The organism is Thermanaerothrix sp. (assembly GCA_026417795.1).
GTDB lineage: Bacteria > Synergistota > Synergistia > Synergistales > Synergistaceae > Thermanaerovibrio.
In genome coordinates this window covers 23,975-48,721 of record JAOACP010000007.1, presented here as the reverse complement: position 1 = coordinate 48,721, position 24,747 = coordinate 23,975, and the positions used below count along the sequence as shown (strand labels likewise).

General features: G+C 57.4%; 26 protein-coding genes. 8 read left to right on the top strand and 18 right to left on the bottom strand.

Features of this window, described 5'->3' with window-relative positions:
• Positions 1-64: 64 nt before the first annotated feature.
• On the top strand, positions 65-781 hold the full coding sequence (locus N2315_02585) for an SIMPL domain-containing protein (GenBank protein ID MCX7828075.1): 717 nt from the start codon (positions 65-67) through the stop codon (positions 779-781).
• A 145-nt stretch (positions 782-926) separates the two neighbouring features.
• Here N2315_02585 and N2315_02580 read toward each other — a convergent pair whose 3' ends face one another.
• The 4 genes from N2315_02580 to N2315_02565 form a co-directional block, all read right to left on the bottom strand.
• On the bottom strand, positions 927-1,640 hold the full coding sequence (locus N2315_02580) for a class I SAM-dependent methyltransferase (protein ID MCX7828074.1): 714 nt from the start codon (positions 1,638-1,640) through the stop codon (positions 927-929).
• Between the two features lie 10 nt (positions 1,641-1,650).
• Positions 1,651-2,295 carry a TetR/AcrR family transcriptional regulator gene (locus N2315_02575; protein ID MCX7828073.1) on the bottom strand — a complete coding sequence of 215 codons (645 nt, stop codon included), beginning with the start codon at positions 2,293-2,295 and terminating at the stop codon, positions 1,651-1,653.
• 100 nt (positions 2,296-2,395) lie between these two features.
• A complete protein-coding gene (locus tag N2315_02570) occupies positions 2,396-3,469 on the bottom strand; it encodes a hypothetical protein (GenBank protein MCX7828072.1) in 1,074 nt (357 codons plus the stop codon).
• Positions 3,466-4,083: a trimeric intracellular cation channel family protein gene (locus N2315_02565; GenBank protein MCX7828071.1), complete on the bottom strand. Its 618-nt coding sequence runs from the start codon at positions 4,081-4,083 to the stop codon at positions 3,466-3,468. Before N2315_02565 ends, N2315_02570 begins: the two co-directional genes overlap by 4 nt.
• A 102-nt stretch (positions 4,084-4,185) precedes the next feature.
• Between N2315_02565 and N2315_02560 the strand changes: the two genes are divergently transcribed.
• Positions 4,186-5,409, top strand: a complete 1,224-nt coding sequence (locus N2315_02560; GenBank protein ID MCX7828070.1) for an amidohydrolase family protein — start codon at positions 4,186-4,188, stop codon at positions 5,407-5,409.
• A gap of 35 nt (positions 5,410-5,444) precedes the next feature.
• Positions 5,445-5,849: a hypothetical protein gene (locus tag N2315_02555; protein MCX7828069.1), complete on the top strand. Its 405-nt coding sequence runs from the start codon at positions 5,445-5,447 to the stop codon at positions 5,847-5,849.
• A gap of 90 nt (positions 5,850-5,939) precedes the next feature.
• Here N2315_02555 and N2315_02550 read toward each other — a convergent pair whose 3' ends face one another.
• From N2315_02550 to N2315_02540, 3 genes are read right to left on the bottom strand one after another with little or no spacing between them, the layout of a single operon-like run.
• Positions 5,940-7,496 (bottom strand): ABC transporter substrate-binding protein/permease, encoded by a 1,557-nt coding sequence (locus N2315_02550; protein ID MCX7828068.1) that lies wholly within the window; start codon positions 7,494-7,496, stop codon positions 5,940-5,942.
• Positions 7,496-8,263, bottom strand: a complete 768-nt coding sequence (locus N2315_02545) for an amino acid ABC transporter ATP-binding protein (protein ID MCX7828067.1) — start codon at positions 8,261-8,263, stop codon at positions 7,496-7,498. The genes N2315_02550 and N2315_02545 overlap by 1 nt, the downstream gene beginning before the upstream one ends.
• A gap of 26 nt (positions 8,264-8,289) precedes the next feature.
• A complete protein-coding gene (locus tag N2315_02540; protein MCX7828066.1) occupies positions 8,290-9,468 on the bottom strand; it encodes a type III PLP-dependent enzyme in 1,179 nt (392 codons plus the stop codon).
• A gap of 180 nt (positions 9,469-9,648) precedes the next feature.
• On the opposite strand from N2315_02540, the gene N2315_02535 reads away from it, so the two are divergent.
• Complete coding sequence (locus N2315_02535; GenBank protein MCX7828065.1) at positions 9,649-9,903, top strand: hypothetical protein; 255 nt, start codon at positions 9,649-9,651, stop codon at positions 9,901-9,903.
• Positions 9,904-9,937: 34 nt separating this feature from the next.
• Here the strand turns inward: N2315_02535 and N2315_02530 are convergent, their stop codons facing one another.
• Positions 9,938-10,711 (bottom strand): L,D-transpeptidase, encoded by a 774-nt coding sequence (locus tag N2315_02530; GenBank protein ID MCX7828064.1) that lies wholly within the window; start codon positions 10,709-10,711, stop codon positions 9,938-9,940.
• 193 nt (positions 10,712-10,904) lie between these two features.
• On the opposite strand from N2315_02530, the gene N2315_02525 reads away from it, so the two are divergent.
• The 4 genes from N2315_02525 (at position 10,905) to N2315_02510 (ending at position 15,271) form a co-directional block, all read left to right on the top strand.
• Positions 10,905-11,165: a stage V sporulation protein S gene (locus tag N2315_02525; protein ID MCX7828063.1), complete on the top strand. Its 261-nt coding sequence runs from the start codon at positions 10,905-10,907 to the stop codon at positions 11,163-11,165.
• Between the two features lie 249 nt (positions 11,166-11,414).
• The gene (hisS, locus tag N2315_02520) at positions 11,415-12,695 is read left to right on the top strand and encodes a histidine--tRNA ligase (GenBank protein ID MCX7828062.1); all 1,281 of its coding nucleotides are present in this window, start codon (positions 11,415-11,417) and stop codon (positions 12,693-12,695) included.
• A gap of 1 nt (position 12,696) precedes the next feature.
• The gene (aspS, locus tag N2315_02515) at positions 12,697-14,505 is read left to right on the top strand and encodes an aspartate--tRNA ligase (GenBank protein ID MCX7828061.1); all 1,809 of its coding nucleotides are present in this window, start codon (positions 12,697-12,699) and stop codon (positions 14,503-14,505) included.
• Positions 14,506-14,587: 82 nt separating this feature from the next.
• A complete protein-coding gene (locus tag N2315_02510) occupies positions 14,588-15,271 on the top strand; it encodes a metal-dependent hydrolase (protein MCX7828060.1) in 684 nt (227 codons plus the stop codon).
• Positions 15,272-15,379: 108 nt separating this feature from the next.
• Here the strand turns inward: N2315_02510 and N2315_02505 are convergent, their stop codons facing one another.
• From N2315_02505 to N2315_02460, 10 genes are all read right to left on the bottom strand, one after another.
• On the bottom strand, positions 15,380-16,366 hold the full coding sequence (locus N2315_02505) for a MurR/RpiR family transcriptional regulator (GenBank protein MCX7828059.1): 987 nt from the start codon (positions 16,364-16,366) through the stop codon (positions 15,380-15,382).
• Between the two features lie 232 nt (positions 16,367-16,598).
• Complete coding sequence (locus N2315_02500; protein ID MCX7828058.1) at positions 16,599-17,153, bottom strand: 2-oxoacid:acceptor oxidoreductase family protein; 555 nt, start codon at positions 17,151-17,153, stop codon at positions 16,599-16,601.
• A gap of 3 nt (positions 17,154-17,156) precedes the next feature.
• The gene (locus N2315_02495; GenBank protein ID MCX7828057.1) at positions 17,157-17,906 is read right to left on the bottom strand and encodes a thiamine pyrophosphate-dependent enzyme; all 750 of its coding nucleotides are present in this window, start codon (positions 17,904-17,906) and stop codon (positions 17,157-17,159) included.
• 7 nt (positions 17,907-17,913) lie between these two features.
• Entirely contained in the window at positions 17,914-18,975 is a 1,062-nt protein-coding gene (locus tag N2315_02490) for a 3-methyl-2-oxobutanoate dehydrogenase subunit VorB (GenBank protein ID MCX7828056.1), read from the bottom strand.
• 46 nt (positions 18,976-19,021) lie between these two features.
• A complete protein-coding gene (locus tag N2315_02485) occupies positions 19,022-19,255 on the bottom strand; it encodes a ferredoxin family protein (GenBank protein MCX7828055.1) in 234 nt (77 codons plus the stop codon).
• 32 nt (positions 19,256-19,287) lie between these two features.
• On the bottom strand, positions 19,288-19,941 hold the full coding sequence (locus N2315_02480; protein ID MCX7828054.1) for a hypothetical protein: 654 nt from the start codon (positions 19,939-19,941) through the stop codon (positions 19,288-19,290).
• A 10-nt stretch (positions 19,942-19,951) separates the two neighbouring features.
• A complete protein-coding gene (gene buk, locus N2315_02475) occupies positions 19,952-21,040 on the bottom strand; it encodes a butyrate kinase (protein MCX7828053.1) in 1,089 nt (362 codons plus the stop codon).
• Between the two features lie 45 nt (positions 21,041-21,085).
• Positions 21,086-22,162, bottom strand: a complete 1,077-nt coding sequence (buk, locus tag N2315_02470) for a butyrate kinase (protein MCX7828052.1) — start codon at positions 22,160-22,162, stop codon at positions 21,086-21,088.
• Between the two features lies 1 nt (position 22,163).
• Positions 22,164-23,399, bottom strand: a complete 1,236-nt coding sequence (locus tag N2315_02465; GenBank protein ID MCX7828051.1) for a PLP-dependent aminotransferase family protein — start codon at positions 23,397-23,399, stop codon at positions 22,164-22,166.
• 246 nt (positions 23,400-23,645) lie between these two features.
• A complete protein-coding gene (locus N2315_02460) occupies positions 23,646-24,719 on the bottom strand; it encodes a hypothetical protein (GenBank protein MCX7828050.1) in 1,074 nt (357 codons plus the stop codon).
• Positions 24,720-24,747 lie beyond the last annotated feature (28 nt).

Genomic DNA, 24,747 nt, shown 5'->3' with positions numbered 1-24,747 from the left:
CCATATGGGCTTCTGTGGGGTCATGCCCTTGGGCTTGGGGGTCACTTAGGGAGGGGTGTTGGGAATGGACGAGAGAAAGGGTTATTTGACGGTGCCTGCGGCGTTGTTGGGCATCTCCTTGGTGTTGTCCGCCTTTCTTATAGCAGGTTCCATTGGGAAGATCAAAAGCATCGACCGTTATGTTACGGTGAAGGGCTTCTCCGAGATGGAGGTTAGGGCGGACCTGGCGGTGTGGCCCATAATGTTCAGGGTGTCTGCCAACGACCTTAGTACTCTGCAGAGGCTTAACGACAGGGCTAAGGGAGAGATAAGGGCTTTTCTGCTCTCGTTGGGCTTCAAGCCGGAGGAGATAAGCGAGTCCCCACCCCAGATAAACGACCTGAAGACCCAGTACGGGGTTGATCAGTCCTCCAGGATTGATGAGCGCTACGTGGCCCAGAGCTTCGTGACCTTGCGGACCACGCAGGTTGATAAGGCGAAAAGGGCGATGGAGCGCGCTGGGGAACTGGTGAGCAAGGGGGTTGTTCTGTCCCAGGAGTACGGGGTAATGCCGGAGTTCGTGTTCACCAAGCTGGACTCAATCAAGCCCAAGATGGTGGCGGAGGCCACGGTGAGCGCCAGGAACGCGGCGGAGCAGTTCGCCAAGGACTCCAACAGCCGCTTGGGGGGTATTAGACGGGCGGAGCAGGGGTACTTCAGCATAGAGGATCGGGACAAGGGATCCCCGGACTACAAGAGGGTACGGGTGGTTACCACCGTTCAATACTACCTGGAGGATTGAGGGAAAGCCCTTGGAGGACTTAGGGGCTGATTTGCAAGGTGCATGCCCCCGGGCTAGGTCCTGGCCAGGATTTAGCCCGGGGGCTTTTGTTGAATGTTGAAGCTGTCAGCTTTGTTGAAGAGGCTGAATCATTGGCGGGATCCCGTTAATGGCGCCTTAGGACCATTGATATGAAGTTGAAGTATTTTCCGCCCCCTGCTTGGAAGGCTTTTCTGTCCGATACGGCATATTGGTTATCCAGCTTAAGCCAGTCATCCCAAACCTCCTGGAAGCTCTGCATCTCTCTTATGGACAACAGCTCCCCCTTCTTAGAGTTTTCTACCATTGATCTCCAGTAGCTTATGTCGTGGATGTAGTCCAGTTGATCCTTGGTCCAGGAGAGTAGCAGCTCTGATGGGGGGTTATCGTGGAGGTCCTTCTTCATCCCTGGGATGGCGATGTAGATAAGCCCACCCGGCTTTAGAAAGTCCATTATCTTTTCATCTAGGAAGCGGGGATCCCTTCCGAAGTAGTTGTAAGAATCGACGCTCACTATGGCGTCAAAGAAGTTCTTTTCAAAGGGCAGTTGGTTGGCGTCTCCTTTTACGGCTATTAACCTGTCCTTGCACTCGAACTGGTTAAAGAACTCCTGGTTTTCCTCTGGATCGCTCCATAGATCCAGCGCATAGACGGTAAAGCCGTATTCAGAGGCCATGAAGACGCTGGTTACTCCGTTGCCGCTTCCGAGGTCGCATATTACAGCGTCCTTGGGTATTTTGTGGTCCGTCAGGAGTTCTTCGGCGAGCTTTATTGGGTTGGGACCCATTATTTTATCCATGAATTTTTTGTTCTCATACTTTTTGCTAAGCGTATATATCATCGAATAAAACCTACCTTTGGTTGATTTTAGTTGCAATTTTATCGATCATATCAAAATAGAGATCTAGGTAGTTATTTATTGCCTTTGTGAGCTCTTGCTCTCTTTGTAGAGAATTTTCGGTGCTTATGACATCCATGAGCTCGTAGAAAAAATACATTGGACCTATCAGCCCTATTGATATTATGGTTGCCGAGCCTTGGCTTAGATTAAATTTTTGGGCCATAATATCGCTTACGTATTCTAGGGGGCCAAGTCCAAGATGTTTATTGAAAAGATCGCGCATGTGCTGATTTCTTTCTCGTTCCTTGGTTATCATCCTCCTGAAGTTCGCTGCTAGATCGTCGCTAGACCAATAAGTGAGTTGGTGTTTTGCAAAATCCAGCAACTTGTTTAGATCGAGATCCTCATATTGATCTTTGCAGATATCTATGGTTTCGTCCGGTACTCCCTTGTCCCTGGCCCTTTCCCTGTCCAATTCCTCCATCCTGGCCACAACGCTGTTTAGGATGTCCTCCTTGTTTTTAAAATGTTTATAGAGGGCCCCCTTGGTAAGTCCCACCGACGAAGCTATGTCCGCGGTGGATACCGCGTCGTAGCCTCGCTGGGCGAACAGCTTCAGCGCGGCGGAGAGGATCCGCTCCTTCGTTTGATTCATGGCACCACCATCCCGGTAATTTAAGGTAAACGATCGTTTACCAGTCAAGGGTTCCGGGCTATAGGAGTGTATCGGAGTAAGTTGCCTTAATAGTTTCCGCTTAATGTTGGTTTTCTATTAAAGCCAGGCACTCCACGTGGTCGGTCATGGGGAAGAAGTCATAGGGTATTACCTTTGCCACCCCGTATCCCATGGAAGCCAGTTGGGCTAAATCCCTGGAAAGGGTGGAGGCGGCACAGGATAGGTAGGCTATCCGCCGTGCCCTGACTTCCCCCAGCATGTTCAAAACCTCGGCCTCCATGCCGGACCTTGGGGGGTTTGCGTAGACAAGGCGGTTTTCAACCGGGAAGGATCTCAGAAAGTCCGCTATCTGGGGCACCCTCTGGGCGCAGGTCCCTTGAAGCAGCAACGACGAAGGGGAGTTGATGCCCGCCATCTTCAAGGACAGGGATGACAGCTCCACCCCCAGCGTGGATGCCCCGTTGGCTGACCACAGGGCCAAGGACGCCCCGTCGCCACAGTAGAGGTCCACCACCCCCTTGCCCTGGGAGGGGCGCAGGAAGTTCAACGCCTCCTCCAGAGAGTCCCTGTGGAGGTCTGGTATCTGCTGGACGAAGGACCATGGCCCGTAGGCCATGTGGGACTCATCAAAGGAGAAGGGCTTGCCGTAGATCAGGTGCCATCCGTTTTTTGCGAATATCCTCTGCCCCGCCGACGGGTTGGCGTGTCCCCACAGCCCCTCGCAGCCCCAGCGGGCAAGATCTTCAAAGGGGAACTCCATGGTAGGAAGTCGTCTGTCCTTGAAGACCAATGCCACCTGGGCCATGGTTATAGCCACCATGAAGAGCGGGATGCCCTTGGGCAAGCCCATGAGCGCCTTCAGCATCCCATTTATTTGATCCCGCTGAACCGGACACTCCTCCAGGGGGATGATGTGATCTCTTCTCATCATGCCGAACCGCCAGCGGAACCCATCGTGAAGGGCCTTGAGGCGTACCCGCCTCCTGTACCCCAACGCCCTGTGCTCACCGGCGCTTCGAATGGGATGGATCGCGTCCCTGTGGTCCGAGAGCGCCCTGCGTATCCACCCTTCCTTCAGCCGAAGACCCTCTTCGTAGGGTATGCCTTTGTACCTGCAGCCCCGGCACTGGTCCGGGCACCCCGGGCGGCTCATGGCCTCCGTCCTGGCCTCCCTGAGGGCAGGTGTATCCCCTTGTTGAGGCAGTATATCCTCGAGGCGGTGGTTATTATCATGCACGCGTACATGGCATGTTCTGCGGACAGTGCCCTGGTTATTGGCAGGAGTGTGGCAGATCCCATAAGCGCCGCTACAGCGTAGACCTCCCGGCGGAATATGAGGGGAGTTGAGCTAGAAAGCACATCCCTTAAGATACCGCCCCCTGCGGCGGTTATGACCCCGAGGGCGGTTACGGTGAAGAAGCTTTGGAACCCCATGTTTATGGCCAGCATCCCCCCCACGGCAGAGAAGGCCCCAAGGCCCACCGCGTCCATGAGGGCTATGGTCTTGTCCATTTTGAGAACCGGAATGGGTTTGACAAATACTAGAACCGAAGTTGCAACGGCCATGAGGCAGTAATGTGGGTCCTTCAGCGCCAGAGGGGGTAGATTGCCGGACAAAAGGTCCCTGGTTATGCCTCCCCCCACCGCGGTTACAAGCCCCAGCACGCAAACCCCAAAAAGGTCAAAACCCCTCTTTATCCCCGTAAGCGCCCCGGAAGCTGCGAAGGCCACGGTGCCCAAGGCTTCGAATATGTTCCATAGGATCACGATTTACCAGACCTCCTTAATTCAGCAACCAGGAGTTTATCATAAAATGGACAGGACTTTACCGCTCCTGCTTTTGGCGCGGGGTTGTGGAGGTGTGGGGTGTTGGGATCGGACGTTTTGATAAGGATTGATGGAAAGCCTGTGGCGGCGGTGAAGGACGGCGTCCTTTCGGATCCATCGGAGGCCCTTGCGGTGAACTCCGCGGCGGAGAGGATCGAGGACTACCAATGTGGGTTTTCCGTGACGGCAGGGGATTTCAACGGCCACAGCCATCCGGAGCAGTCCGTTTACGCCCACGTGGTTCAGGAGGGGTGGGACCTTCCAACTTGGTGCAGGAGGACCATATACGCTCACAGCGTCCACATGACCCCTGAGCTTGTTTACCTAAGCTGCTGCAGGGCCTTTGGCCGCATGCTGCTGAACGGAATAACCTCCGTTGCGGTTTCCTTTTACTGCCACAACCGCATGGGCAACGCCCTTGACCGAGAGGTCATAAGAGCCGCGCTGGATTCGGGCATCAGGATCCTGTTCGGAAGGATGAATTACGACCTGCTGTCCGAGGACGCGTACCCTAATAAGCGGGCTTCTCAGGAGAGCTACTTCGAGGGCCCCTATTACGAGAACCATCTAATATCCCTCATGGAGGAGTTCAAGGGCCTTCCTGGGGTGCAGATCGTCCCTTCCCTTCACAGCTTTCACGCCAACACGTTGGGCGCCATAACAAGGGGGTTGGAGCTCGCCGTAGAGCTTGATTCGCCCCTACAGTTCCACCTTTCCGAGGACAAGGGAGATGTGGACCTGTGCCTTGACCTCTATGGGGAGCGGCCCGTGTTCGTGTTGGCCCGGCTTTTGGAGAGAACTGGCCCCGTAAGACTTTTGCTCTCCGATTGCATATGGTTGTCCCAGGAGGAGAAGGACCTGCTCGTCCAAATGGGGGCCTCGGTGGTATTGAACCTTAGGATGAACCACCGAATGAAGGTGGGTACCCCTGACTTGCCGGGCTTCCTTGAAAGGGGCGTTCCGCTTTACCTCGGTACCGACGGCGAGGCCAGCAACTATGGCCTCAGCATCCAGGAGGAGCGGGATTTCGCCCTTGAACGCTTCGGGGTGTCGGTTCCGCCGATGCCCTTCAACATGAGGTGTGGAACTGTGGGGTCCATGGAGGTGGGCGCCATGGGGGACCTTAAGGTTATGAACGGCAGGCAGGTTCTAGATGTATTCGTAGGGGGACGCAAGGTGGTGTCCCAAGGCAAGCTTTTGACAATGAACCTTGAGGCGGTGGAGGAGCGCATCAGAGAGATTACGTCGAGTTGGGATGTGTTGTGATAAAATAAAAGGATAAAGTTAAAGGGGGTGATGCTATGGACCTGAAAGATCTTCTGCCGCTGGGCAGCGTAAAGAAACTGGTGAAGAAGGTGTCCACCTCCGATACGGTGGGCAATAAGTCCAAGGCGCTGGAGGAGTTCCTTTCCACCGCCGCATGTCTTGAGACCATGACCCAGTTGGCGGTTGAGCTGGTGGATCCTAAACTTCCGGAAGGCCTTATATCGCTTGGGGTCATGTCCCACGTGGAGAACCTGGCCCCCGCTGTGTTGGGGGAGGACGTGGCCTTCACCGTTTCCCTTGACAGCGTGGAAGGCAACCGGGTGTTTTTCTCCATGGTCGCCAGCGACATGTATGGTCCTGTGGCGAAGGGGACTCAGGAGCGGGCGGTGGTCCACGTGTCCGCCCTGGAGCGGAAGGTGGCGGAGCGGCAAGGCCGTTAGCTTTTGCTCCCTTGACCTCCGCTGGCGCGTTTCAAGATAAAGGAGAAGAGGGGGCTTATGGCCCCCTCTTCTTTTAGCTTTTAGCGCTGCTTAGCGCCAGCCCCGCATCATCTGTTCGTGGTGGCGCTGCTTCTCCCTGTCCTGGATGGAGAACTTCCGCTCCGCCCATCGGGATAGCCTCACAAAGGGCAGGCCCAGCAGTAGGTATATGGCGGCCACCATTATCCCGGTCCCGAAGTAGTCGTAGTAGGTGGCGGCGATCTGGCCGTAGGCCTTGGTAAGGTCCACCATGGTTATTATGGACACCAGCGACGAGTCCTTAAGAAGCGAGATGAAGTCGTTGGTGACCGGCGGTATGACCACCCGGAAGGCCTGTGGGATAACCACGTGCCTTAACGCCTGCCATCGGGTCATGGAAAGCGCCAGTGCGGCCTCCATCTGCCCCCTTGGAACTGCAAGGAGTCCCGCCCGGTAGTTCTCTGCCTCATAGGCTGCGTAGTTGAGCCCCAGGCCTATGACCCCTGCCATGAAGGGGGAGAGCTTTATCCCAACGTTGGGCAACCCGTAGAAGATGAAGAAAAGCTGTATCAGCACCGGCGTTCCCCTGATGACCTCTATGTAGCCCAAAGCCAGCGCCGATGCCCACTTAGGCCCGAACACCCTCATGATTGCCAGCACGAACCCCGCCGCCATGGCAAGAAGCATCGCGCATACCGACACCTTCAAGGTCACCACCGCAGCCTCGCCGAAGGTGGGCAGGAAGCTGAGGTACCGATTGATGCGGTCTTTTAAGGACAACCTTGGCTTGTGGGCCTCTGCCCAGTCGTTATAGGCATAGGGCGGGCTTTTAGGAGGGGAGAAGTCGTTCCACTCCTTGGCCATCACCGGATTCCAGAGGTTCCAGCGGTCGTATATACGCCTTAACTCCCCGGTATCCCTGAGCTTCATCAGTGCGGCGTTTATCTCCCGCAGCAGCTTTTTGTCCTCCTTGCGCACCGCTATGGCGTATGTCATGCTCCCCACCGGCTCCCCAACGAACTTGACCTCCGGGTTGAACCCCGCGGAGTACATGGCTATGGGGGCGTCGAACAACGTGGCGTCAAGGCGGCCGTTCACCAGGTCGTCGTAGGCGTTGGCCTCCACGATGTAGGTCCTTATGTCCTTGCAGCCAAGATCCTTCAAGAGGAAGTAGGCGTAGGACTGTTTAAGGGTCCCCACGGTCTTGTCCTTGAGGTCCGAAAAGGCTTTTATGTCCCTGTTGTCCCGGCGCACCGCTATCTGGAGGTAGGTGTGATAGTAGGGTATGGAGAAGGCCACCTCCTGCTGGTGCTCCGGGGTAACCTCAAGGCCGTTTATGGCCACGTCGTAGAGCCTTCTGTTCAGCCCCGGTATCAGGTTGTCCCAGCTGTTGTTGACGAAAACCGGTTTGCGCCCCATCTCCCTGGCCACGGCCTCGATGATGTCCACTTCAAAGCCTATGAGGCGATCCACGTTCTTGGGGTCGTTGAACATGAAAGGAACGCCACCTTCGGAGTCCCCAGCCCAGCGCAAAATCTTCTCCTGCCCCCACGCGACCCAGGGTATGAGAAGGCACAACATAATGGTGAGCATCCCAAGGAGCGGGAAGCTAAGATGGCGGCGTCCCATCACGCGATCCCCGTCCCCACCAGGTGCCTTAGGAACTCCCTGGTGCGCTCGTTCTTGGGGGAGGAGAAGAGGACCTCCCCATCGTCTATCTCCACGATCTCCCCCCGGTCCATGAAAACCACGTAATCTGAGGCCTCCTTGGCGAACCGCATCTCGTGGGTGACTATTATCTGGGTCATCCCCTCCGCGTCCAGGTCCCTCATGACCTGCAGGACCTCTCCAACAAGCTCCGGATCCAAAGCCGATGTGGGTTCATCGTAAAGCATGACCCTTGGGCTCATGGCCAGGGCCCTGGCTATGGCGGCCCGCTGGGTTTGCCCGCCGGACAACGTGGAGGGGTAGCGGTTCATCCTGTCCCCAAGGCCTACCTTCTTGAGCAGCTCTACAGCCCTGGCCTCCGCCGTTTCCCGATCCTCCCCCTTTACCACCATAGGCGCCAACATAACGTTCTCCAGAACCGTCTTGTGGGGGAAAAGCGTGAAGGACTGAAACACCATGCCCACTTCCTTGCGGATCTCGTGGGCCTTCATCAGGGTCTCCTTGCCGTATCCCCTTTCACTGCCGTCCCGTTCCAACGTGTGTCCGCACACCGTAAGGCGTCCCCGGTCCATGATCTCAAGACAGTTAAGGCACCTAAGCAGCGTGGACTTGCCGCACCCGGAGGGGCCTATTATGGATACCAGGTCCCCTTCCTCTATGGTGAGGCTTATGTTGTTGAGAACCTCTCCGTCTTCAAATCCCTTGCAGAGGTTTTCCACCACCACCAGGGGCTGAGCCTTCCCGTTCATCCCTTCTATCCCTCGAATACGTACGTTTTGATGGGGGGAAACCCGTTGAAGTTGACCGAGCAGTAGCTTGCGGTGTAAGCCCCGGCGGTGAGGAAATATACCCTGTCCCCTTCCGCAAGGCTCACCGGCAGCTCATACTTGAAGTGCTCGTAGAGGATGTCCACGCTGTCGCAGGTGGGGCCCGCCAGTATCACCTTCTGGCTGGGTCCCTTTTTCTCCACGTATATGGGGTACTTTATGGCCTCGTCCAAGGTCTCTATAAGTCCCCCGAACTTGCCGGCGTCCAGGTAGACCCAGCTGTAAGGGTTCGTCTGGGACTTTTTGGAGATCATCACCACCTCGCAGACCAGTATCCCCGCGTCGCCCACCATGCCTCGGCCCGGTTCTATCCATATCTCCGGCAGCTGCTCTCCGAAGTCCTCCTTGAGGAAGCGCCTTATCTCAGAGGCGTAGAGGGACAAGGGCGCCGTGGGTTCCAGGTACTGGGCTGGCAATCCCCCTCCCAGGTTGATCATCTTTAGCTCCACATCGAACTCCTTGGCGGAGTCGAAGAGGTACTTACAGGTGGATATGAGGAATCCCCACTGACCTATGTCCCTCTGCTGGGACCCCACGTGGAACGAAAGACCGTATGGCTCAACCGCCAACCTCTTGGACAGCCCTATGAGGCGGTATATGGAGTCCGGGTGGGTGCCGAACTTCCTCGACAGGGGCCAGTCCGCCCCGCTGCAGTCCGACAGGATCCTGTAGAACACCTTGGACCCCGGTGCGTTGTCCGCTATCTTCCTAAGATCCGACTCGCAATCCGTGGCGAACACCCGGACCCCCTTGGAGTATGCGTAGGCTATGTCACGGGCCTTCTTTATGGTGTTGCCGTAGCTTATCCTCTCCGGCTCCACCCCCAGGGAAAGGAGCTGATCCAGCTCGTATACGGAGGCCACGTCGAAATGGCTGCCCCGGTTCGCAAGGGCCTTGACCACCTGGTCGTGGGGGTTGGCCTTCACGGCGTAGTAACACGTTGCAAAGCCCATCTCTCGTTTTATCTCTTCGTACCTTTCCACCACCTTGGAAATGTCCACCACTAAGCAGGGTGTCTCCTTCTGGGCGGCGAAGGCCTTAAGCCTCTCGAACCTGTCCGGAGGGAAGTACCTGTCCAGGTCAAAGGTGTAGATGGGTGTCTTCAAATTTTCCTCTCTCCTCCCCTTTTTTGTGCGCTCATTTCGGCGAGCCCTGGAGAAGTTTAATGGCTTACACCTTAATGAGCAATCCCATTTGGTGCTATATTTATATGACCTCTCGAGCGGATTGCGCCACCGCCGAGGCTGTGACACGTAAATGGTTAAGGACTGGAGGTTGTTCCACACATGAGCCGAGCCTTCGTTAGGGAAGAAGACGAGGATCTGCTTAACCTCAAGTACGATGAGTCATACGTTAAGAAGCGGACCGATTGGCTCAACATCCAGCGGAAGAAGCTCGCTTTCCTTACCACGGACCCCAAGGCGGAGTCAATAGACCCCGCCACCAGGCAACGCTGGATAGCCCAGACCAAAGAGGACATCGAGCGCACCGAGGAGGAGCTCCGGCGGGTCAAGGCCATGCTGGAGGAGCCCAGGGGTTAGCGGACTTAGGCGCCTAATCGCCCTTGACTTGGCGCTACAGGTACTCCTTCTTTTCGTTGTGGGTAGCGTTGTTCGGGTCCTTTGCCCCTTGTGGCAGGTCCTGTGATGCTGGAGCGTTGCCGGCGGATCCTTCGTCCTGGGGGGCCGCGGTGAAGGACTCCGACGGAGAGGCGCTGGCCTCCTCCTGCTTGTCCTTTACCACTTCCTTGGTAGCCCCCTTGGGTGGAAGCCCTGGCATCTTGGCTTTCCCCTGACTTTGGGCGGCCGCCTTGCCCCCTTTTTGTGGGGCTGCGTTTTTTGTTTCCCCAGGGGTTATCCATATCTTGGTGCCTGGGGCTATGTACGTTACCAGCTTCTCAATGTCCCGGTTGCGCATCCTTATGCAGCCGTGGGTCACCCTCTTGCCTATTGACCCAGGGCTGTTGGTCCCGTGAATGGCTATCTGCCACGGGTTGTAGAAGGATATGAGCTTGCTCCCGTAAACCCCCTTCTGGGGCTCTCCTGGCTCGTTGAACCACGCGGGGTCGAACACCAGGTTTGTGGCGTCCTGGAGGATTCTGCGGACCTTGAAGACCCCCACAGGTGTGATGAGGTCCAGACGGTCCTTCTTGGTGTCTCCCTTGCCTCGGCCTATGGCCACGGGGAAGGATTTAAGGGGCTCGTCCCCCTTCATGAGGTAGAGCCTCAACTTCGACTTGTCGATCTTGATCCAGTACTCGTCCTTCTTTATGGTAAAGGGGGCCCCCCATGCCGTTGTGGCGGAGATCATAAACAGCGCGGCTAAAAGGACAGCTATCTTCTTGCTCAATCTTGGGGTCTCCTCCTGAGGCGAGGTGTCTTTAAGTGGGAATTATAGCATCTTTCAACGGTTTGGTTTATAGTATCCTCAAAGCCCCTTTAAGGGGTTGCCTTTTGTGAACAAGAGGCCTTTCGATTCGCTTGATGTGCTTTAAGCCGGGTGCGGGTCGCCACATCTACAAACTTAAGGGAGGGGAAGCGATATGGAAGTTCTTAAGGTCTCGGGCAACTCCCAGCCGAAGTCCGTGGCTGGTGCCATAGCGGCGGTTCTTCGGGAGTCCGGTTCCGTTGAGGTCCAGGCGGTGGGCGCCGGGGCGGTGAACCAGGCGGTGAAGTCCATAGCCATTGCCCGCGGTTACGTGGCCCCTAACGGGATAGACCTGATATGCATTCCCGCCTTCGCCAGGATAGAGATAGACAACGAGGAGAGGACCGCCATCAAGTTCCTGCTGGAGTCCCGTTAAATTTGTCCGAGGGTCCCAGCCCCTTCTCTGCGGGGTTTAAGCCATGACGGCGTGCTGTGCTAGGGGCCATTAGGCGCGGAGATTGGCGGGAATAGGTTCATCTGTCCATCCGCGGGTCCCCCGTGAGTTGTCACGGGGGACCCCATTTTAGTAATATGAGAGGATAAGCCTTTTGTGGGATCCCTTTAGGGGGTTGTTTCATGGGAGGGATCCGCGTCTTCATAATTGAAAGTCTTGGGGGGATTAGAGATGGAGGCCATAAGGGCGCCTAGGGGAACTAAGGACATCATGCCCGACGAGTCATGGAAGTGGGCGTACGTCCTTAAGGTGTGCCGCGATGTGGCGGATGACTTCGGCTACCGGGAGGTTCAGCTTCCCATCTTCGAGCACACGGAGCTGTTCTGCCGGGGCATTGGTGACACCACCGACGTGGTTGAGAAGGAGATGTACACCTTCACTGATCGGGGGGGCAGGAGCATAACCCTGCGGCCGGAATTGACCGCCTCCATGGTGAGGGCCTACCTTGAGCACGACCTCAAGAACCAGCCCCAGCCGGTAAAGCTTTGGAGCGCCGGTCCCATGTTCCGTTACGAGAGGCCCCAGAAGGGGCGCTACCGGCAGTTCTGGCAGGTGGACGTGGAAGCGCTGGGCTCTCAGGATCCGCTGGTGGATCTTGAGGTGATAGGCTTTTCCCTGGAGTTGTATCGCAGGCTTGGGCTTTCCAATCTCGAGGTAGTTCTTAACTCGGTGGGGTGCCCTAAGTGCCGTCCGGAGCACCGGAAGGCCTTGACCGATTACCTGGAGCCCCGTTTGGGTCAGCTCTGCGAGACCTGTCAGGGCAGGTTTTCCAGGAACCCCTTGAGGATACTGGACTGCAAGAACCCCTCATGCAAGGAGCTGACCGAGGAAGCCCCTGCCATGACGGATCACCTTTGCGAGGAGTGCAGGGCGCATTTTGACGCCCTCCTCAGAGGATTGGATTCGGTGGGGGCCAAGGTCAGCCTGGACAAGAGGCTCGTCCGGGGGCTTGATTACTACACCAAGACCGCCTACGAGATACTGTCCGGGGACTTGGGCGCCCAGAACGCGGTCTGCGGCGGAGGCCGATACGACCACCTGGCGGAGGCCATAGGGGGTCCCTTCGTGCCCGGCGTTGGCTTTGCGTCCGGCATAGAGCGGATCGTAATAACCATGGAGAGCCAGGGCTGTTCCTTCGGAGATGCTCCCAGCACCCAGGTCTTCGTGGTGGCCGCCGACCAGGACATTGAGGTCCGCCTGGCCGCCGCCGGCATCCTGAAGGAGCTTCGCTCCATGGGCGTTAAAGCGGACATGGATTACTCCGGCAAGTCCTTCAAGGCTCAGATGAAACTGGCTTCCCAGAAGGAGGTCCCGTGGGTTTGCATAATCGGCCGCAATGAACTTGAGAAGTCCGTGGTGGCCCTCAAGGACATGGGGCAGGGCACCCAGCAGGAAGTGCCTATTGCAGCGGCGGCGGAGGTTATCTTTAAGACAGCAGGGGAGGTAAGGTAGGATGTCCGTTTCAGAGGGTCTCTTCGGGGAGTCTTGGAAGAGGACCGTTAAGTGTGGTGAGGTGGGGCCGTCCCTGACCGGCGATGCCGTGGTTTTGAACGGATGGCTCAGACGCCGCAGGGATCTTGGTGGGATAATATTCCTTGAGCTGTGGGACTATACCGGCCTTGTCCAGGTGGTGATAAACCCCGAGGTGGCGCCCTCCGCCCACGAGAAGGCCAAGGACGTGAGAAGCGAGTACGTGCTTGCCGTGAAGGGTCGCGTAAGCCGGCGGCCCGAGGGCACCGAGAATCCCGATATGCCCACCGGGGAAGTGGAGGTGGTGGCGGAGGACATTCAGGTGCTGGCACCCTCCAAGCCCCTTCCCTTCGAGATAAACGAGGCGGACAGGGTTGATGAGAACCTGAGGCTTAAGCACCGCTTCTTGGACTTAAGGCGCGATAAGATGCAGCATAACCTGAGGGTGCGAGGTAAAGCCGCGCTGTTCACCAGGAGCTACCTGTCCCAGAACGGTTTCCTTGAGGTGGAGACCCCCATGCTCACCAAGTCCACCCCGGAAGGGGCAAGGGACTTTTTGGTTCCCAGCAGGGTAAACCCCGGCAAGTTCTTTGCCCTCCCGCAGTCGCCCCAGATATTCAAGCAGATACTCATGGTGGCCGGATGCGACCGGTACTTCCAGATAGTCAAATGTTTCCGCGATGAGGATTTAAGGGCGGACCGCCAGCCGGAGTTCACCCAGGTGGACCTGGAGATGAGCTTCATAACCGAGGAGGACGTGTTTTCCCTGCTTGAAGGCTACATCAAGGGGCTGTTCTCCCACGTGCTGGGGGAGGATATCCCAACCCCCTTCAAGCGAATCACATGGCGGGAGGCCATGGATCTTTACGGAAGCGATAAGCCGGATTTGCGGATACCGTCCCATATGGTGGACCTATCGTCCGTCATGGCCTTTGAGGGCTCTCCTTTGAAGGCATTGGTGGATGAGGGCGGTTCTGTGAAGGGGCTTAGGCTCCAGGGTGGCGCCAAGCTGTCCAGGAAGGACGCGTCCAACCTTGAGGCCCGAGCCATTGAGCTTGGGGCTAAGGGCTTGGCGGTCATACAGCGCACCCATGAGGGGCTTAAGGGGCCCTTTGTGAAGGGCATGGATGACGGAACAAAGCAGAGGCTTCTGGAATTGTCGGCCCTGGAAGAGGGCGATGCCCTCCTGGTCTTAGCGGATAAGTCCTGGCGCCTGGCCTGCGAGGTCCTTGGCACCATAAGGCTTGAGGCCTCCCGGTCCCTTGGGTTGGTGGAGGAGGGATGGCGTTTCCTTTGGGTGGTGGACTTCCCGCTTTTCGAGTGGGACGAAGATCAGGGCCGCTACGTCTCGGTACATCATCCCTTTACCTCTCCCAAGCAGGAGGACCTTGGCATCCTGGAGTCCGATCCCCTGGCGGTGAGATCCCGGGCCTACGACTTGGTGCTGAACGGAAGCGAAGTTGGAGGGGGGTCCATAAGGATACACCATCCAGCGGTGCAGGAGAGGGTGTTCAAGGTGTTGGGCTTCTCGGAGGAGCAGCTGAGGGATCGGTTCGGATTCCTGTTGGACGCCCTCTCCTACGGAACTCCTCCCCACGGAGGGCTTGCCCTCGGTTTCGACCGGCTGGTAATGATGCTCTGCGGAGCCAAGTCCATAAGGGAGGTCATGGCTTTCCCCAAGACCCAAAGGGCTCAGTGCCTGCTGTCGGGAGCCCCTTCGTGGGTTGATAAGTCACAGCTGGATGAGCTATACATAGCCAGCACGTTCAAAGGAGATGACGCGGCGGATTGACCGCCTTCCAGATTTGATTATTTGATTGTTTGATTAAAGCTTGCAAGGTGGTACGCTAATCCCAGGACAGGAGGTGTTGTCTTTGCTTTCCGTCAGGTTTCTTGGACATGCGGCCTTTTACCTGGAGGGGGATTCCTTCGGCGCCCTGGTGGATCCCTTCATAAGCGGCAACCCCGTGGCCAGGGGGATTGAAGGAATAAGGCCCCAGTGGATCTTCGTGACCCATGGCCACGGGGACCACCTGGGGGACACCGTGGCCATGGCAAAGGAATACGGAGCCACGGTGGTGTGCAACTATGAGTTGTCCCTCATCCTTGGCCGCCGGGGTGTTAGGACCATGGGGATGTACTTTGCCGGAAGGACTCCTATGCCCTTTGGCAGCGTCCGGATGGTGAAGGCCCTTCACGGCTCCGGGGTTGACGAAGGGGATACGGTGGCCTACGGAGGTGTGGCCTGCGGCTTTGTGATAGAGGCCTGTGGGGTAAAGGTGTACCACGCGGGGGACACGGGGCTTACCGCTGACATGGGGCTTTTAGCCCAGGAGGGCATAGATCTGGCCCTGTTGCCCATCGGCGGATTTTACGTGATGGACTGTGAGGATGCCGTAAGGGCGGTGAGCATGATAAAGCCCCGGAAGGTGGTTCCCATGCACTATGACACGTTCCCTCCCATAAAAGCGGATCCTAAACGGTTTGCTCAATTGGTGGGGGCAGAGGCAGAGACCGTCGTATTGTCCCCGGGGGAGTCCTTGACCGTAGGGGATTGACCCAAGGAGATGCTGCACGAAGGGTTAAAGTAGTTGGGACGGTCCATTGGTGACCACAGGTTTCAAGGGCGGGATGGGGAGTCTCCCGCCCTTGATCTTTTGATGCAATCAGTATCTGAGGCCGAACACCGGGTGGAAGATGCGCTCGTCGTGCAGGAACTTGGCTTGTTCCTCCAAGGCTTTCTTTGCCCGGTCTCCCATGCGGATCGCCAGGACGGATGTTATCACGTGCACCAGGAAGAGCGGGCCTATTATGCTGCTTCCGAAGGTGGGGGAGGAGGCGGAGACGTACATGGATAGCTCCGCGAACCTGCAAACCGGCGCTGCGGGGCTGTCGGTTATGGATATAACCTTGCAGCCGTTGTTGTGGGCGGTCTCCACGGATTCGGTGACCTCCACCACGTAGCTGGGAAGTTCGCAGACCACCAGCAGATCCTCCTTGCCCGCCACCCGCACCTGCTCATGCAGCGTTAAAGTTCCCCGCTTAAGGAGGAAGGAGTTTAAGTTCATAACCCTAAGCCGTACCTGAAGGGATTCCGCCACCATGGAGGATATGCCCCAGCCGATGCAGTATATGTTTCGCGCCCGCTGAACCATATCGCAAAAGGTGGACACGCTTGCGGCTGACAGCTGGGACCAAGTGTCGTCCAGGTTTGCGTGTTCCATGCGGTATATGGTGTCCGGCAGGCTCTCCTCCGAGCTGGATACCTTGGCCAGCATGGCGGCGGGGTTCACCTGCTCAAGGATGGCCTTCTGCAGTGCGTCCTTGAGCTCTGAATAGCCTTCGAACCCGAGCATCCTGGCCACCCTCACCAGCTGGGCCTTGGAGACGTTGAGGTCCTCCGCCACGTCCCCTATGGATCTGAAAGCCGCTTCCCGCATGTTCGACAGCAAGTACTCAACCACACGCCTTGCCTTGTTGGGCATGGTTTCCACCCGTTCCATCATCAGCGCCTGAAGCTGGGCACTGTCCATGTTGACACCCCTTCCGTTATCAGTGGGATTTACGAACCTGTTAGTCCCTACCTTCAAAGGGGCCCTTACGGCGCCATCGGCTTGGAGGTGCTTTGACCTCTTGAAACCTCTTGAAGGCACGGCCTCACCCCATGGTTTCTACCATTGGGGTGAGATATTGGGGACTTTAGTAAACCTTAACGGGGTTTCCGTTCAAGTTTTCCTGTACATTATATACCATGGCATATGCCAAGGAAACTGATTTTCCCTTTTGGTTCGTTGTCTACAGTTGACACCTTTGGGCTGTAAAAGAAGAAGGGCCCCTCCTCAACGGAGAAGGGGCCCTTGGCTTTGTCGTTTAATGTTTCAGCTTTTAAGCGGAAACCGCTTCCTTGGCCATCTGATACCCCCGCTCGATGGCGTTCTTGTTCACCTCTATGAGGGATGCCTTGCCGCCGGCGGAGAGCTTCTTCTCCAGGGCCTTGACTATGCTGTCCATGGAGACGACGCCGGTGGCTCCCGCCACGGCGCCCAGCATGACCATGTTGGCCACCTTGAGGTTCCCCAGCTGGTCCGCTATCTCGTTGCAGGGGACCTTAACTGACACGATGTCCTTCCTCTGGGGCTCCCGATCTATAACCGACTGGTTGATCAGAAGATGCCCTTTGGGAGTTACCGCGGGCTCGAACTTGGTGAGGGAAGGGATGTTCATGGCCACCACCACTTCCGCGTCGTTGGTGACCGGTGAGGCCACGGGCTCATCGCTTATCACCACCGTGCAGTTGGCGGTACCCCCGCGCATTTCCGGGCCGTAGGAGGGCATCCAGGTGACGTGCTTGCCCTCAAACATGCCTGCCAGGGATATTATCTGCCCCATGAGCATGACTCCCTGCCCCCCGAATCCAGCGAAGATCATCCGAGTGTTCATCGGTTACTCACCCACCTTGTCCACGAATACTCCCAAGGGATACTCGGGAACCATGTTCTCCTCCAGCCACTTGAGCGACTTGACGGGATCTATGCCCCAATTGGTGGGGCAGGTGGAGAGGACCTCCACCATCCCGAAGCCAAGCCCCCTTACCTGGGCGAGGAAGGCCTTTCTTATCGCATCCTTGGTCTTGCGTATGTCCTGGGGGGTGTTGACCTTGGTGCGGGCCAGGTAAGCCACTCCGCGGGTCTCCTTTATGAGCTCGGAAACCCTCAAGGGGAAACCATCGTTCTCCGCCTTCCTGCCGTAGGGGGTTGTGGTGCTCTTCATCCCAAGCAGGGTGGTGGGGGCCATCTGGCCTCCGGTCATCCCGTATATGGCGTTGTTAACAAAGATGGTGGTGATCTTCTCCCCACGGTTTGCGGCGTGGATTATCTCCGCGGTACCTATGGCCGCAAGATCCCCGTCACCCTGGTAGGTGAACGCGTAAAGGTCCGGCCTGGCCCTCTTTATTCCGGTGGCCACTGCGGGGGCCCTGCCATGGGCCGCTATGGTCCCGTCGGTATCGAAGAACTCGTAAGCGAAGACGGAACAACCTATGGGAGCCACCGTTACGGTCTTCTCCCTTATGCCTAGCTCGTCCAGCACCTCCGCCACCAGCCGATGGATCACCCCGTGGGTGCAGCCGGGACAGTAGGTGAACTCCTTCATGGTGAGGCTGTCGGGCCTCTTCATAACAACCTGAAAAGTCATGGCTCAATTACCTCCCCAGCTTCGAGTTTAGGGCGTTTAGGATCTCGTCGGGGGTGGGCACCACTCCGCCCATGCGCTTGAAGAACTCCACGGGGGCATGGTCCTTAACCGCCATCTTAACGTCCTCCAACATCTGTCCCATGTTGAGCTCCGCGTCCAAGATGAGCTTCTTGCCCTTGGCCAGCTCCTCAAGCCTCTTGTAGGGGAAGGGCCACAGGGTTATGGGGCGGAAAAGCCCCGCCTTTATGCCGCTGGAGCGGGCCTGATCGACCACGCTCTTGGCGATCCTGGCCACGGTGCCGAAGGCGGTTATGATCACATCCGCATCCTCCGTGAGGTACTCCTCCCAGCGGACCTCCTCCTGTTCCATCCGCTCGTACTTGGCCACCAGTGCCAGGTTCATCTGCTCAAGCCTGTAGGGATCCAGGTCAAAGGGGGCCACAATCCTCTTATCCCTTCCCGAGGCGCCGGTAAGAGCCCAGTTGCTGTGGCTCGGAAGGGCTGACAGGTCCATGAAATCCGGGAAGGTGACGGGCTCCATTATCTGGCCTATCACTCCGTCGGCGATTATCAACGTGGGGTTTCGGTACTTGTCCGCCAGATCGAAGGCAAGCACCGTGAGATCCACTGCCTCCTGCACGGTGGAGGGGGCCAGGACTATCAGCTTGTAGTCTCCGTGTCCACCCCCCTTGGTGGCCTGCCAGTAGTCACCCTGGGCGGGCTGTATGTCCCCAAGGCCGGGTCCGCCGCGCACCACGTTCACAAGCACTGCCGGCAGCTCTGCGCAGGCCATGTAGGAAACGCCCTCCTGCATTAGGCTGTAGCCGGGGGACGATGTGGACGTCATGACCCGGGTGCCGGTGCAGGCGGCCCCGTATACCATGTTGATGGTGGCCACCTCGCTCTCGGTCTGGAGGAAGGTGCCGTTTACCTCCGGCATCCGCTTGGACATGTACTCAGGAAGCTCGTTCTGGGGCGTTATGGGGTAACCGAAAAACAGCCTGCAACCGGCCCTTACGGCGGCCTCCCCCATGGCTTCCGTTCCCTTTACCAAAACTCTCTCGGCCATATGAGTTCCCCTCCCAATCCTTTTAGGTGTTATCCCTAAGCGCCCCTTAAGCGTTGTCCGCCGTTTCCTTGTAGACGGTTATGCACACGTCGGGACATATGTTGTAGCAGAAACCACAGCCGATGCACTTGTCCAGGTGCTTGGCCTCCGCGGGATGATACCCCTTGGCGTTGAACGAGTCACCGAACTCGATGACCTTCATGGGGCAGACGCTCACGCATAGACCGCACCCCTTACACCTGTCCTGGTCGATATCAATCTTGCCCTTGGCCTTTGCCATACCAACAACACCTCCGTGCTTGATGTGCCTTTCTATATTTCCATCCTCATGAAGCGCCTTATGGGAAAAGCCGGGAACCGCAGCCCCTTGGGTTCTATGAAGTCCGGGACCACCGTGAACTTGACCGGGATGCCAAGCCTCCTGGAGGCCTCTTCAAGCACTTCCTCCCCACGAAGGATGAGGTCCAATGTGGTCTCCTTTGAGAGGTTGGGGTTGTTTATCAGGTAATCAACCCTTATGTCCGCCACCTTGGTTAGGTCATCCAGTGCCTTTGTTATGCCGTCCACGGTGGAGGAGAAGGGGCGCGCCACGTTTACCACCATGGATATCTCGCAGTCCCCGAGGTGGGGTTTCAGGTACCCCAGGACCACGATGCCCCCCTCTTCTCCCCCAACGTCTATCACGGTCTTGTACTCCTGGCGCTCCAGATAGCCCCTGGCAGCGCCGGTTATCACCGGAAGATCCCCATTCCGAAGAGATCCTTGGGGATATACCGGTGTAAGCCCCAAAACCTCCAGCTCTTCCGCCACATCCCGGCTCCTGAAATAGGGGGATATTATGTCCCCGTCCACTATGGCCACCTTGGGCCACTGCTGCCTAAGATGCAGGGCCCAGTTTATGGCCATCTCGGTCTTCCCGCTTCCGAAGAGCCCGATGAACGCGTAGTTTTTCCTAAGCTCCGTCACACTAGCACCCCTAGCCTTGGAACTTCATCTGGGAGTAGACCTTTGGCGTCTCCTCTCCCCTTAGAACCCGGAGCCCTCCCATGGCAAGGGCCCGCTCCTCGTCGCCGCCGGGGAAGACGAACACCTGGGCTATGAACTCCACCATCTCCTTTATCCAAGGGACCATGTAATCGTTGTCATAGGCAAGGCCGCCGGTAAGGACGATGCCGTCCACCTGCCCCTTCAAAACCGCTGCCATCTTGCCGATCCACTTGGCGGTCTGGTAGGCCATGGCCTTGTATATCAGCAAGGCCTCCTTGTCGCCCTGTTCTATGCGCCTTGACACCTCCATGCCGTCGTTGGTGCCCAGGTAGTCCACCATGCCGCCGGAACCCTTTATCTTTTTCTTCATCTGGTCCAGGGTATACTTGCCGCTGTAGCAAAGGTCTATGAGCTGGGTGAGGGGCAGCGTGCCGCTGCGCTCCGGGGTGAAGGGGCCGTCTCCATCCAACGCGTTGTTCACGTTGACCACCCGTCCCTTCCGGTGGGCGCCCACGGATATGCCGCCTCCCATGTGAACCACCACCAGGTTTACCTCTTCGTAAGCCTTCCCAAGCTTCTCAGCGGCGATCCTGGCGGTGGCCTTCTGGTTAAGTGCGTGGAATATGGAGCGCCGTTTAAACATTGGATGACCGGAATAACGGGCCAGCTCCTCCATCTCGTCCACCACCACCGGATCCACGATGAACGATGGGATCCCGAAGGACTTGGTGAACTGATAGGCGATGAGGGCCCCCAGGTTGGACGCATGTTCCCCGTTCTTGCCGGCCTTCAGGTCCTCCAACATGTCCTCGGTGATTTTGTAGGTTCCCCCTGAGGATATGGGATCCAGAAGCCCTCCTCTTCCCACCACCGCCGCCAGGTCCTTGGGGCTCACGTTGGACTCCTCCAGGAAGGCCTCTATTATACGGGTCCTGAACTCGAACTGATCCGTGAGCCTCTTAAAGGGGCTGAGCTCCTCCGACGAGTGGCGCAGGGTCTTGGAGGCCAAAACCTCCTCTCCCTCAAATACCGCCACCTTGGTGCTAGTGGAGCCGGGATTTATGACCAGTATCTTCATCCTTCAGCACCGCCTTCTTATGGTTCGTTGCCGACACGCCAAGGGCTAAGCCTTGAACGTCCAGGACCGGGCCCTCTCCTGGCCGGTCATGACCCGGAGGGCTCCGTAGGCCAGAGCCTCCATCTCCATCTCCCCGGGAACTACGAACACCTTAGCGAACCGGTCCACGTAGCTTCGTATCATGTTGATGAAGTCGCCGCTGTGGGCCATGCCGCCGGTTATGACAATGCAGTCCACCTTGCCCTTGAGGGCCACGCACATGGCCCCTATCTCCTGGGCTATCTGGTAAGCCATGGCCTCGATAACCTCCAGGGCCTTGGGGTCCTCTTGAGACATCTTGAACGCCTCCCTTAGGTCGTTCGTCCCAAGATAAGCCACCAGTCCCCCCTTGCCGACGAAGGTCTTCTTCAGCTGATCCTTGGTGTACTTGCCGGAGTAGGCCGTCTTCACCACGTCTCCCACCGGCAGTTCCCCGGAGCGCTCCACGCTGAAGGGGCCCTCGTCGTTGGCGTTGTTAACGTCGAACATGCGCCCCTTTTCAAAGGGGGCCACCGATATGCCGCCCCCCAGGTGGGCTATCACCATGTTGGTCTCATGAAATGGCGCCTTGAGCTCCTCTTCCGCCACCTTGATGCCCACCACCCGCATGTTGGATATGTGGGACAGACACTTTCTCTCAAGGTCCTTTATCCCCGAGATCCTTGCCACGTCCTCCATCTCGTCCACGCTGACCGGGTCGGTCACGTACACCGGTACTTCCTTCTTGGCCTTCCGGGCCATGTCAAGGCCTATGACCGCCGCGAGGTTTGAGGCATGCTGGACTTTAGCGTGGTGGAGGAGGTAATCCTCCATCTCATGGTTGACCTGGTACGTGCCGCTCTCCAGCGGGGGCAGTATCCCTCCCCGGGCTGCTATGGCGTCCAGCTGATCAACCGAAAGGCCGTTCCTGGTTAGGAAATCCGATATGGCCTTCTCCCGGAGCTCCCTTTGGTCCATGAGTGATTCGTAGCGATCCAGTTCGTTCGCCGGGTGGCTCAAGTTCTCCTGCGCCACCTTCTCCTTGCCGTTGAAGATGGCGACCTTGGTGCTGCTGGATCCGGGATTGATGACCAATATCTTCATGCTACATCAGCCCCTTTTGCTTGCCGTACTCCACGATGACGTCCCTAAGGCGCCTTACGCCCTCGACTATCTTCCCCTCCGGCGGCAGACAGAAGGACAGCCTCATGGAAGTGGACGGGGTCTTTTCGATGGAGAACGCCTCGCCGGGTATGTAGTAGACGTTCTTGGACTTCGCCACGTCGAACATCCCTATGGTGTCGAAACCCTGGGGCAGGGTGATCCAAACGAAAAGGCCGCCCTCCGGGTCTATCCACTTGGCGCCCTCTATGACCGAGAAATCCTCGTTCAGGGCCTTTATCATGGTGTCCTTCTTGGAGCGATAAAGCTCTATGCCGGGCCTTATCTGCTCCACTATGTCGTAGCGGTTCAGGTACCGCGCGGCTATGCGCTGAGTAAGGCTGGGGCAGCAGAGGTCCATGGCCTGCTTGGCCATGGTGGCCCTGCGCACTATGTCGGACCTGCCCAGGATCACGCCGATCCTAAGCCCTGGGGTAAGAACCTTGCTGAAGGTGTTAAGCAGGACCACCCGATCGGGGCCCGCAAGCCTGTAAAGGGAGGGCTGGGGTTCCCCGCTGAAACGGAGCATCCCGTAGGGGTCGTCCTCAAGGATGAGGATGTCGTAGCGGTCGCAGATCTCTATGAGCCGCTTGCGCTTCTCAAGGCTCATGGTGACGCTGGCGGGGTTGTGGAAGTTGGGGACGGTGTAAATGAACTTTACCTTGTTTATCTCCCCCTGGGCGTCGATCTCCTTAAGGCGCCTTTCAAGGTAGTCCACGTCCATGCCGTCGTCCTCAATTGGAACGGTTTCGAACCTTGGGAACGACATCCTGAAGGCGCTCACCGCCCCAAGGTACGCGGGGAACTCCATGAAGCATATGCTGTCCTTGTCGAGGAATATACGAGCCATGAGGTCCAGGGCCTGCTGCGAGCCGGTGGTGAATAGCATCTGATCCCTCTGGATTCCGTCGATGCCGTAGGTCCTGTGGAGCAGCTTGGCCATCTCCTGAGCTAAGAGGTCGTCCCCTTCGGTGGTGTTGTACTGCAGCGTGTAGGAGTAATCCTGCTCGATTACCTCCTTGGCTATCTGGGCCAGCTCGTGACGGGGGAAGGTGTTAGGGTCCGGGACTCCTCCGCCGAAGGATATGGCCTCCGGAGAGGCGGCGAACTTCAAAAGCTCCCTGATGATGGAGGATCTCAAGTTCAGTCCCACTTCCGACAGCTTGTCTTCCAATGACATGATACCCACTCCTTCGTCTCTTTTATGCCCCTTGGGCCACGGCGGACGCCGTAAAAGGGTGCCTCTAAAGCCCTGGCTTTGGCGCTTCTTTGTGACAGCGTGAGAAACAAGAAGAGTCAAGGTTTTTATGTGATTTTTGCGTCAAGCTTTAGGTATCACGCTTACCCTCCGCTAGTAAGTTTAAACTTGTGGGTTATGATTGTCAATCCAATGGATTTGAAGTTTCTAAATTTTGAGTTTTTTAGGTCAATCGGGGCTTCTCAAGTTCCAAAAGTTCTCTTCCTTTTCCCTCATGACGGGACAGGTTGCAAATTCAACGCCATTCGCCACGCAGGCGTTGCACGAGAAGCACGCGGAGGGCCGGCGGTCGTCTTCCTTCCAGCGGTTCACCAGATCCGATTCCGCTATGAAGGGCCTTCCCATTGAAACCGCCGAGCAGACGCCCTCCTCAAGCAGATCCGCGGCGCGCTCAATGCTCCTAATGCCGCCTGACAGCATCACGTGGGTGTTGAGTTTGAGTTCCCTTAGGGCCGTCGAAAGACGGCGGCACTGCGGCGCCAAGTGGGCTTCGCTTTCCCCCGATGATACCCCAAGCCTCAACGTCCCAAGGGGAGGCTTTGATGCAAACGTGCCGGAGGTGACCTCTATGAGGTGTGCGCCTCTCTTCGCCAGCTCCAGCGCAAGCGTGAGCCCCTCTTCAACCCCGTAGCCCTCCGGTACCTCCTCTCCTAACCCAACCTTGACCCATACGGGTCCATGGGGAAGACACGTGTCAAGGACCATTGCCGCCGGCTCCCAGGGGTTCTTGATGCCCGGTGGGTTAGGTTGAGCCGTTAAGAAAGAGTCCAGGAGGCTCCCGTGGCAGCAACGGATCTGCACCGCCGAGGCTCCCGCCTCAAAAGCTTTTTGGGCGAAGCGGCCAAACGCCTGGGCCACCCTGAGCGGGTCCACCTCGCCGGGAAGCGGTCCCTTGGGCCCCATGAATTGGGGCACGTTGTGTGTCCTGTGGCTTGAGTGTCCCAGCTGAACTACCAGGGGGCAGCTCACATCCCTTAAGAGAGCGCTCAGCCGTTCCACAAACCCTACGAAGCCGTCTCTGTGGGCCTTGTCGCTCTCCAGCCTGTCCACCTGGAACTCACCGGTTATTACCGCTCCGGCGCCACCCGCCCCAATGGAACGGTAAAACCTAAGGGCCCTGTCGGAGGGCCATGGCTTAAAAGCCTCGGTTGTCATGGCGGAGGCCACGAAACGGCAGGTAAGCGTAACGCCACCAACGTTGGGGGGCTCAAAGAGTTTCCGCACGGTTTCCAAAGATGCCAAAGGATAGCACCTCCTGCCTTCAAGGTAG

Coding starts and splice junctions, on each gene's coding strand:
- N2315_02500 (MCX7828058.1), bottom strand. CDS start 17,153: ATGAACACTCGGATGATCTTCGCTGGATTCGGGGGGCAGGGAGTCATG.
- N2315_02555 (MCX7828069.1), top strand. CDS start 5,445: ATGGACCTGAAAGATCTTCTGCCGCTGGGCAGCGTAAAGAAACTGGTG.
- buk (MCX7828052.1), bottom strand. CDS start 22,162: ATGAAGATATTGGTCATCAATCCCGGATCCAGCAGCACCAAGGTCGCC.
- N2315_02550 (MCX7828068.1), bottom strand. CDS start 7,496: ATGGGACGCCGCCATCTTAGCTTCCCGCTCCTTGGGATGCTCACCATT.
- N2315_02490 (MCX7828056.1), bottom strand. CDS start 18,975: ATGGCCGAGAGAGTTTTGGTAAAGGGAACGGAAGCCATGGGGGAGGCC.
- N2315_02535 (MCX7828065.1), top strand. CDS start 9,649: ATGAGCCGAGCCTTCGTTAGGGAAGAAGACGAGGATCTGCTTAACCTC.
- buk (MCX7828053.1), bottom strand. CDS start 21,040: ATGAAGATACTGGTCATAAATCCCGGCTCCACTAGCACCAAGGTGGCG.
- N2315_02495 (MCX7828057.1), bottom strand. CDS start 17,906: ATGACTTTTCAGGTTGTTATGAAGAGGCCCGACAGCCTCACCATGAAG.
- N2315_02585 (MCX7828075.1), top strand. CDS start 65: ATGGACGAGAGAAAGGGTTATTTGACGGTGCCTGCGGCGTTGTTGGGC.
- N2315_02575 (MCX7828073.1), bottom strand. CDS start 2,295: ATGAATCAAACGAAGGAGCGGATCCTCTCCGCCGCGCTGAAGCTGTTC.
- aspS (MCX7828061.1), top strand. CDS start 12,697: ATGTCCGTTTCAGAGGGTCTCTTCGGGGAGTCTTGGAAGAGGACCGTT.
- N2315_02485 (MCX7828055.1), bottom strand. CDS start 19,255: ATGGCAAAGGCCAAGGGCAAGATTGATATCGACCAGGACAGGTGTAAG.
- hisS (MCX7828062.1), top strand. CDS start 11,415: ATGGAGGCCATAAGGGCGCCTAGGGGAACTAAGGACATCATGCCCGAC.
- N2315_02525 (MCX7828063.1), top strand. CDS start 10,905: ATGGAAGTTCTTAAGGTCTCGGGCAACTCCCAGCCGAAGTCCGTGGCT.
- N2315_02465 (MCX7828051.1), bottom strand. CDS start 23,399: ATGTCATTGGAAGACAAGCTGTCGGAAGTGGGACTGAACTTGAGATCC.
- N2315_02570 (MCX7828072.1), bottom strand. CDS start 3,469: ATGAGCCGCCCGGGGTGCCCGGACCAGTGCCGGGGCTGCAGGTACAAA.
- N2315_02580 (MCX7828074.1), bottom strand. CDS start 1,640: ATGATATATACGCTTAGCAAAAAGTATGAGAACAAAAAATTCATGGAT.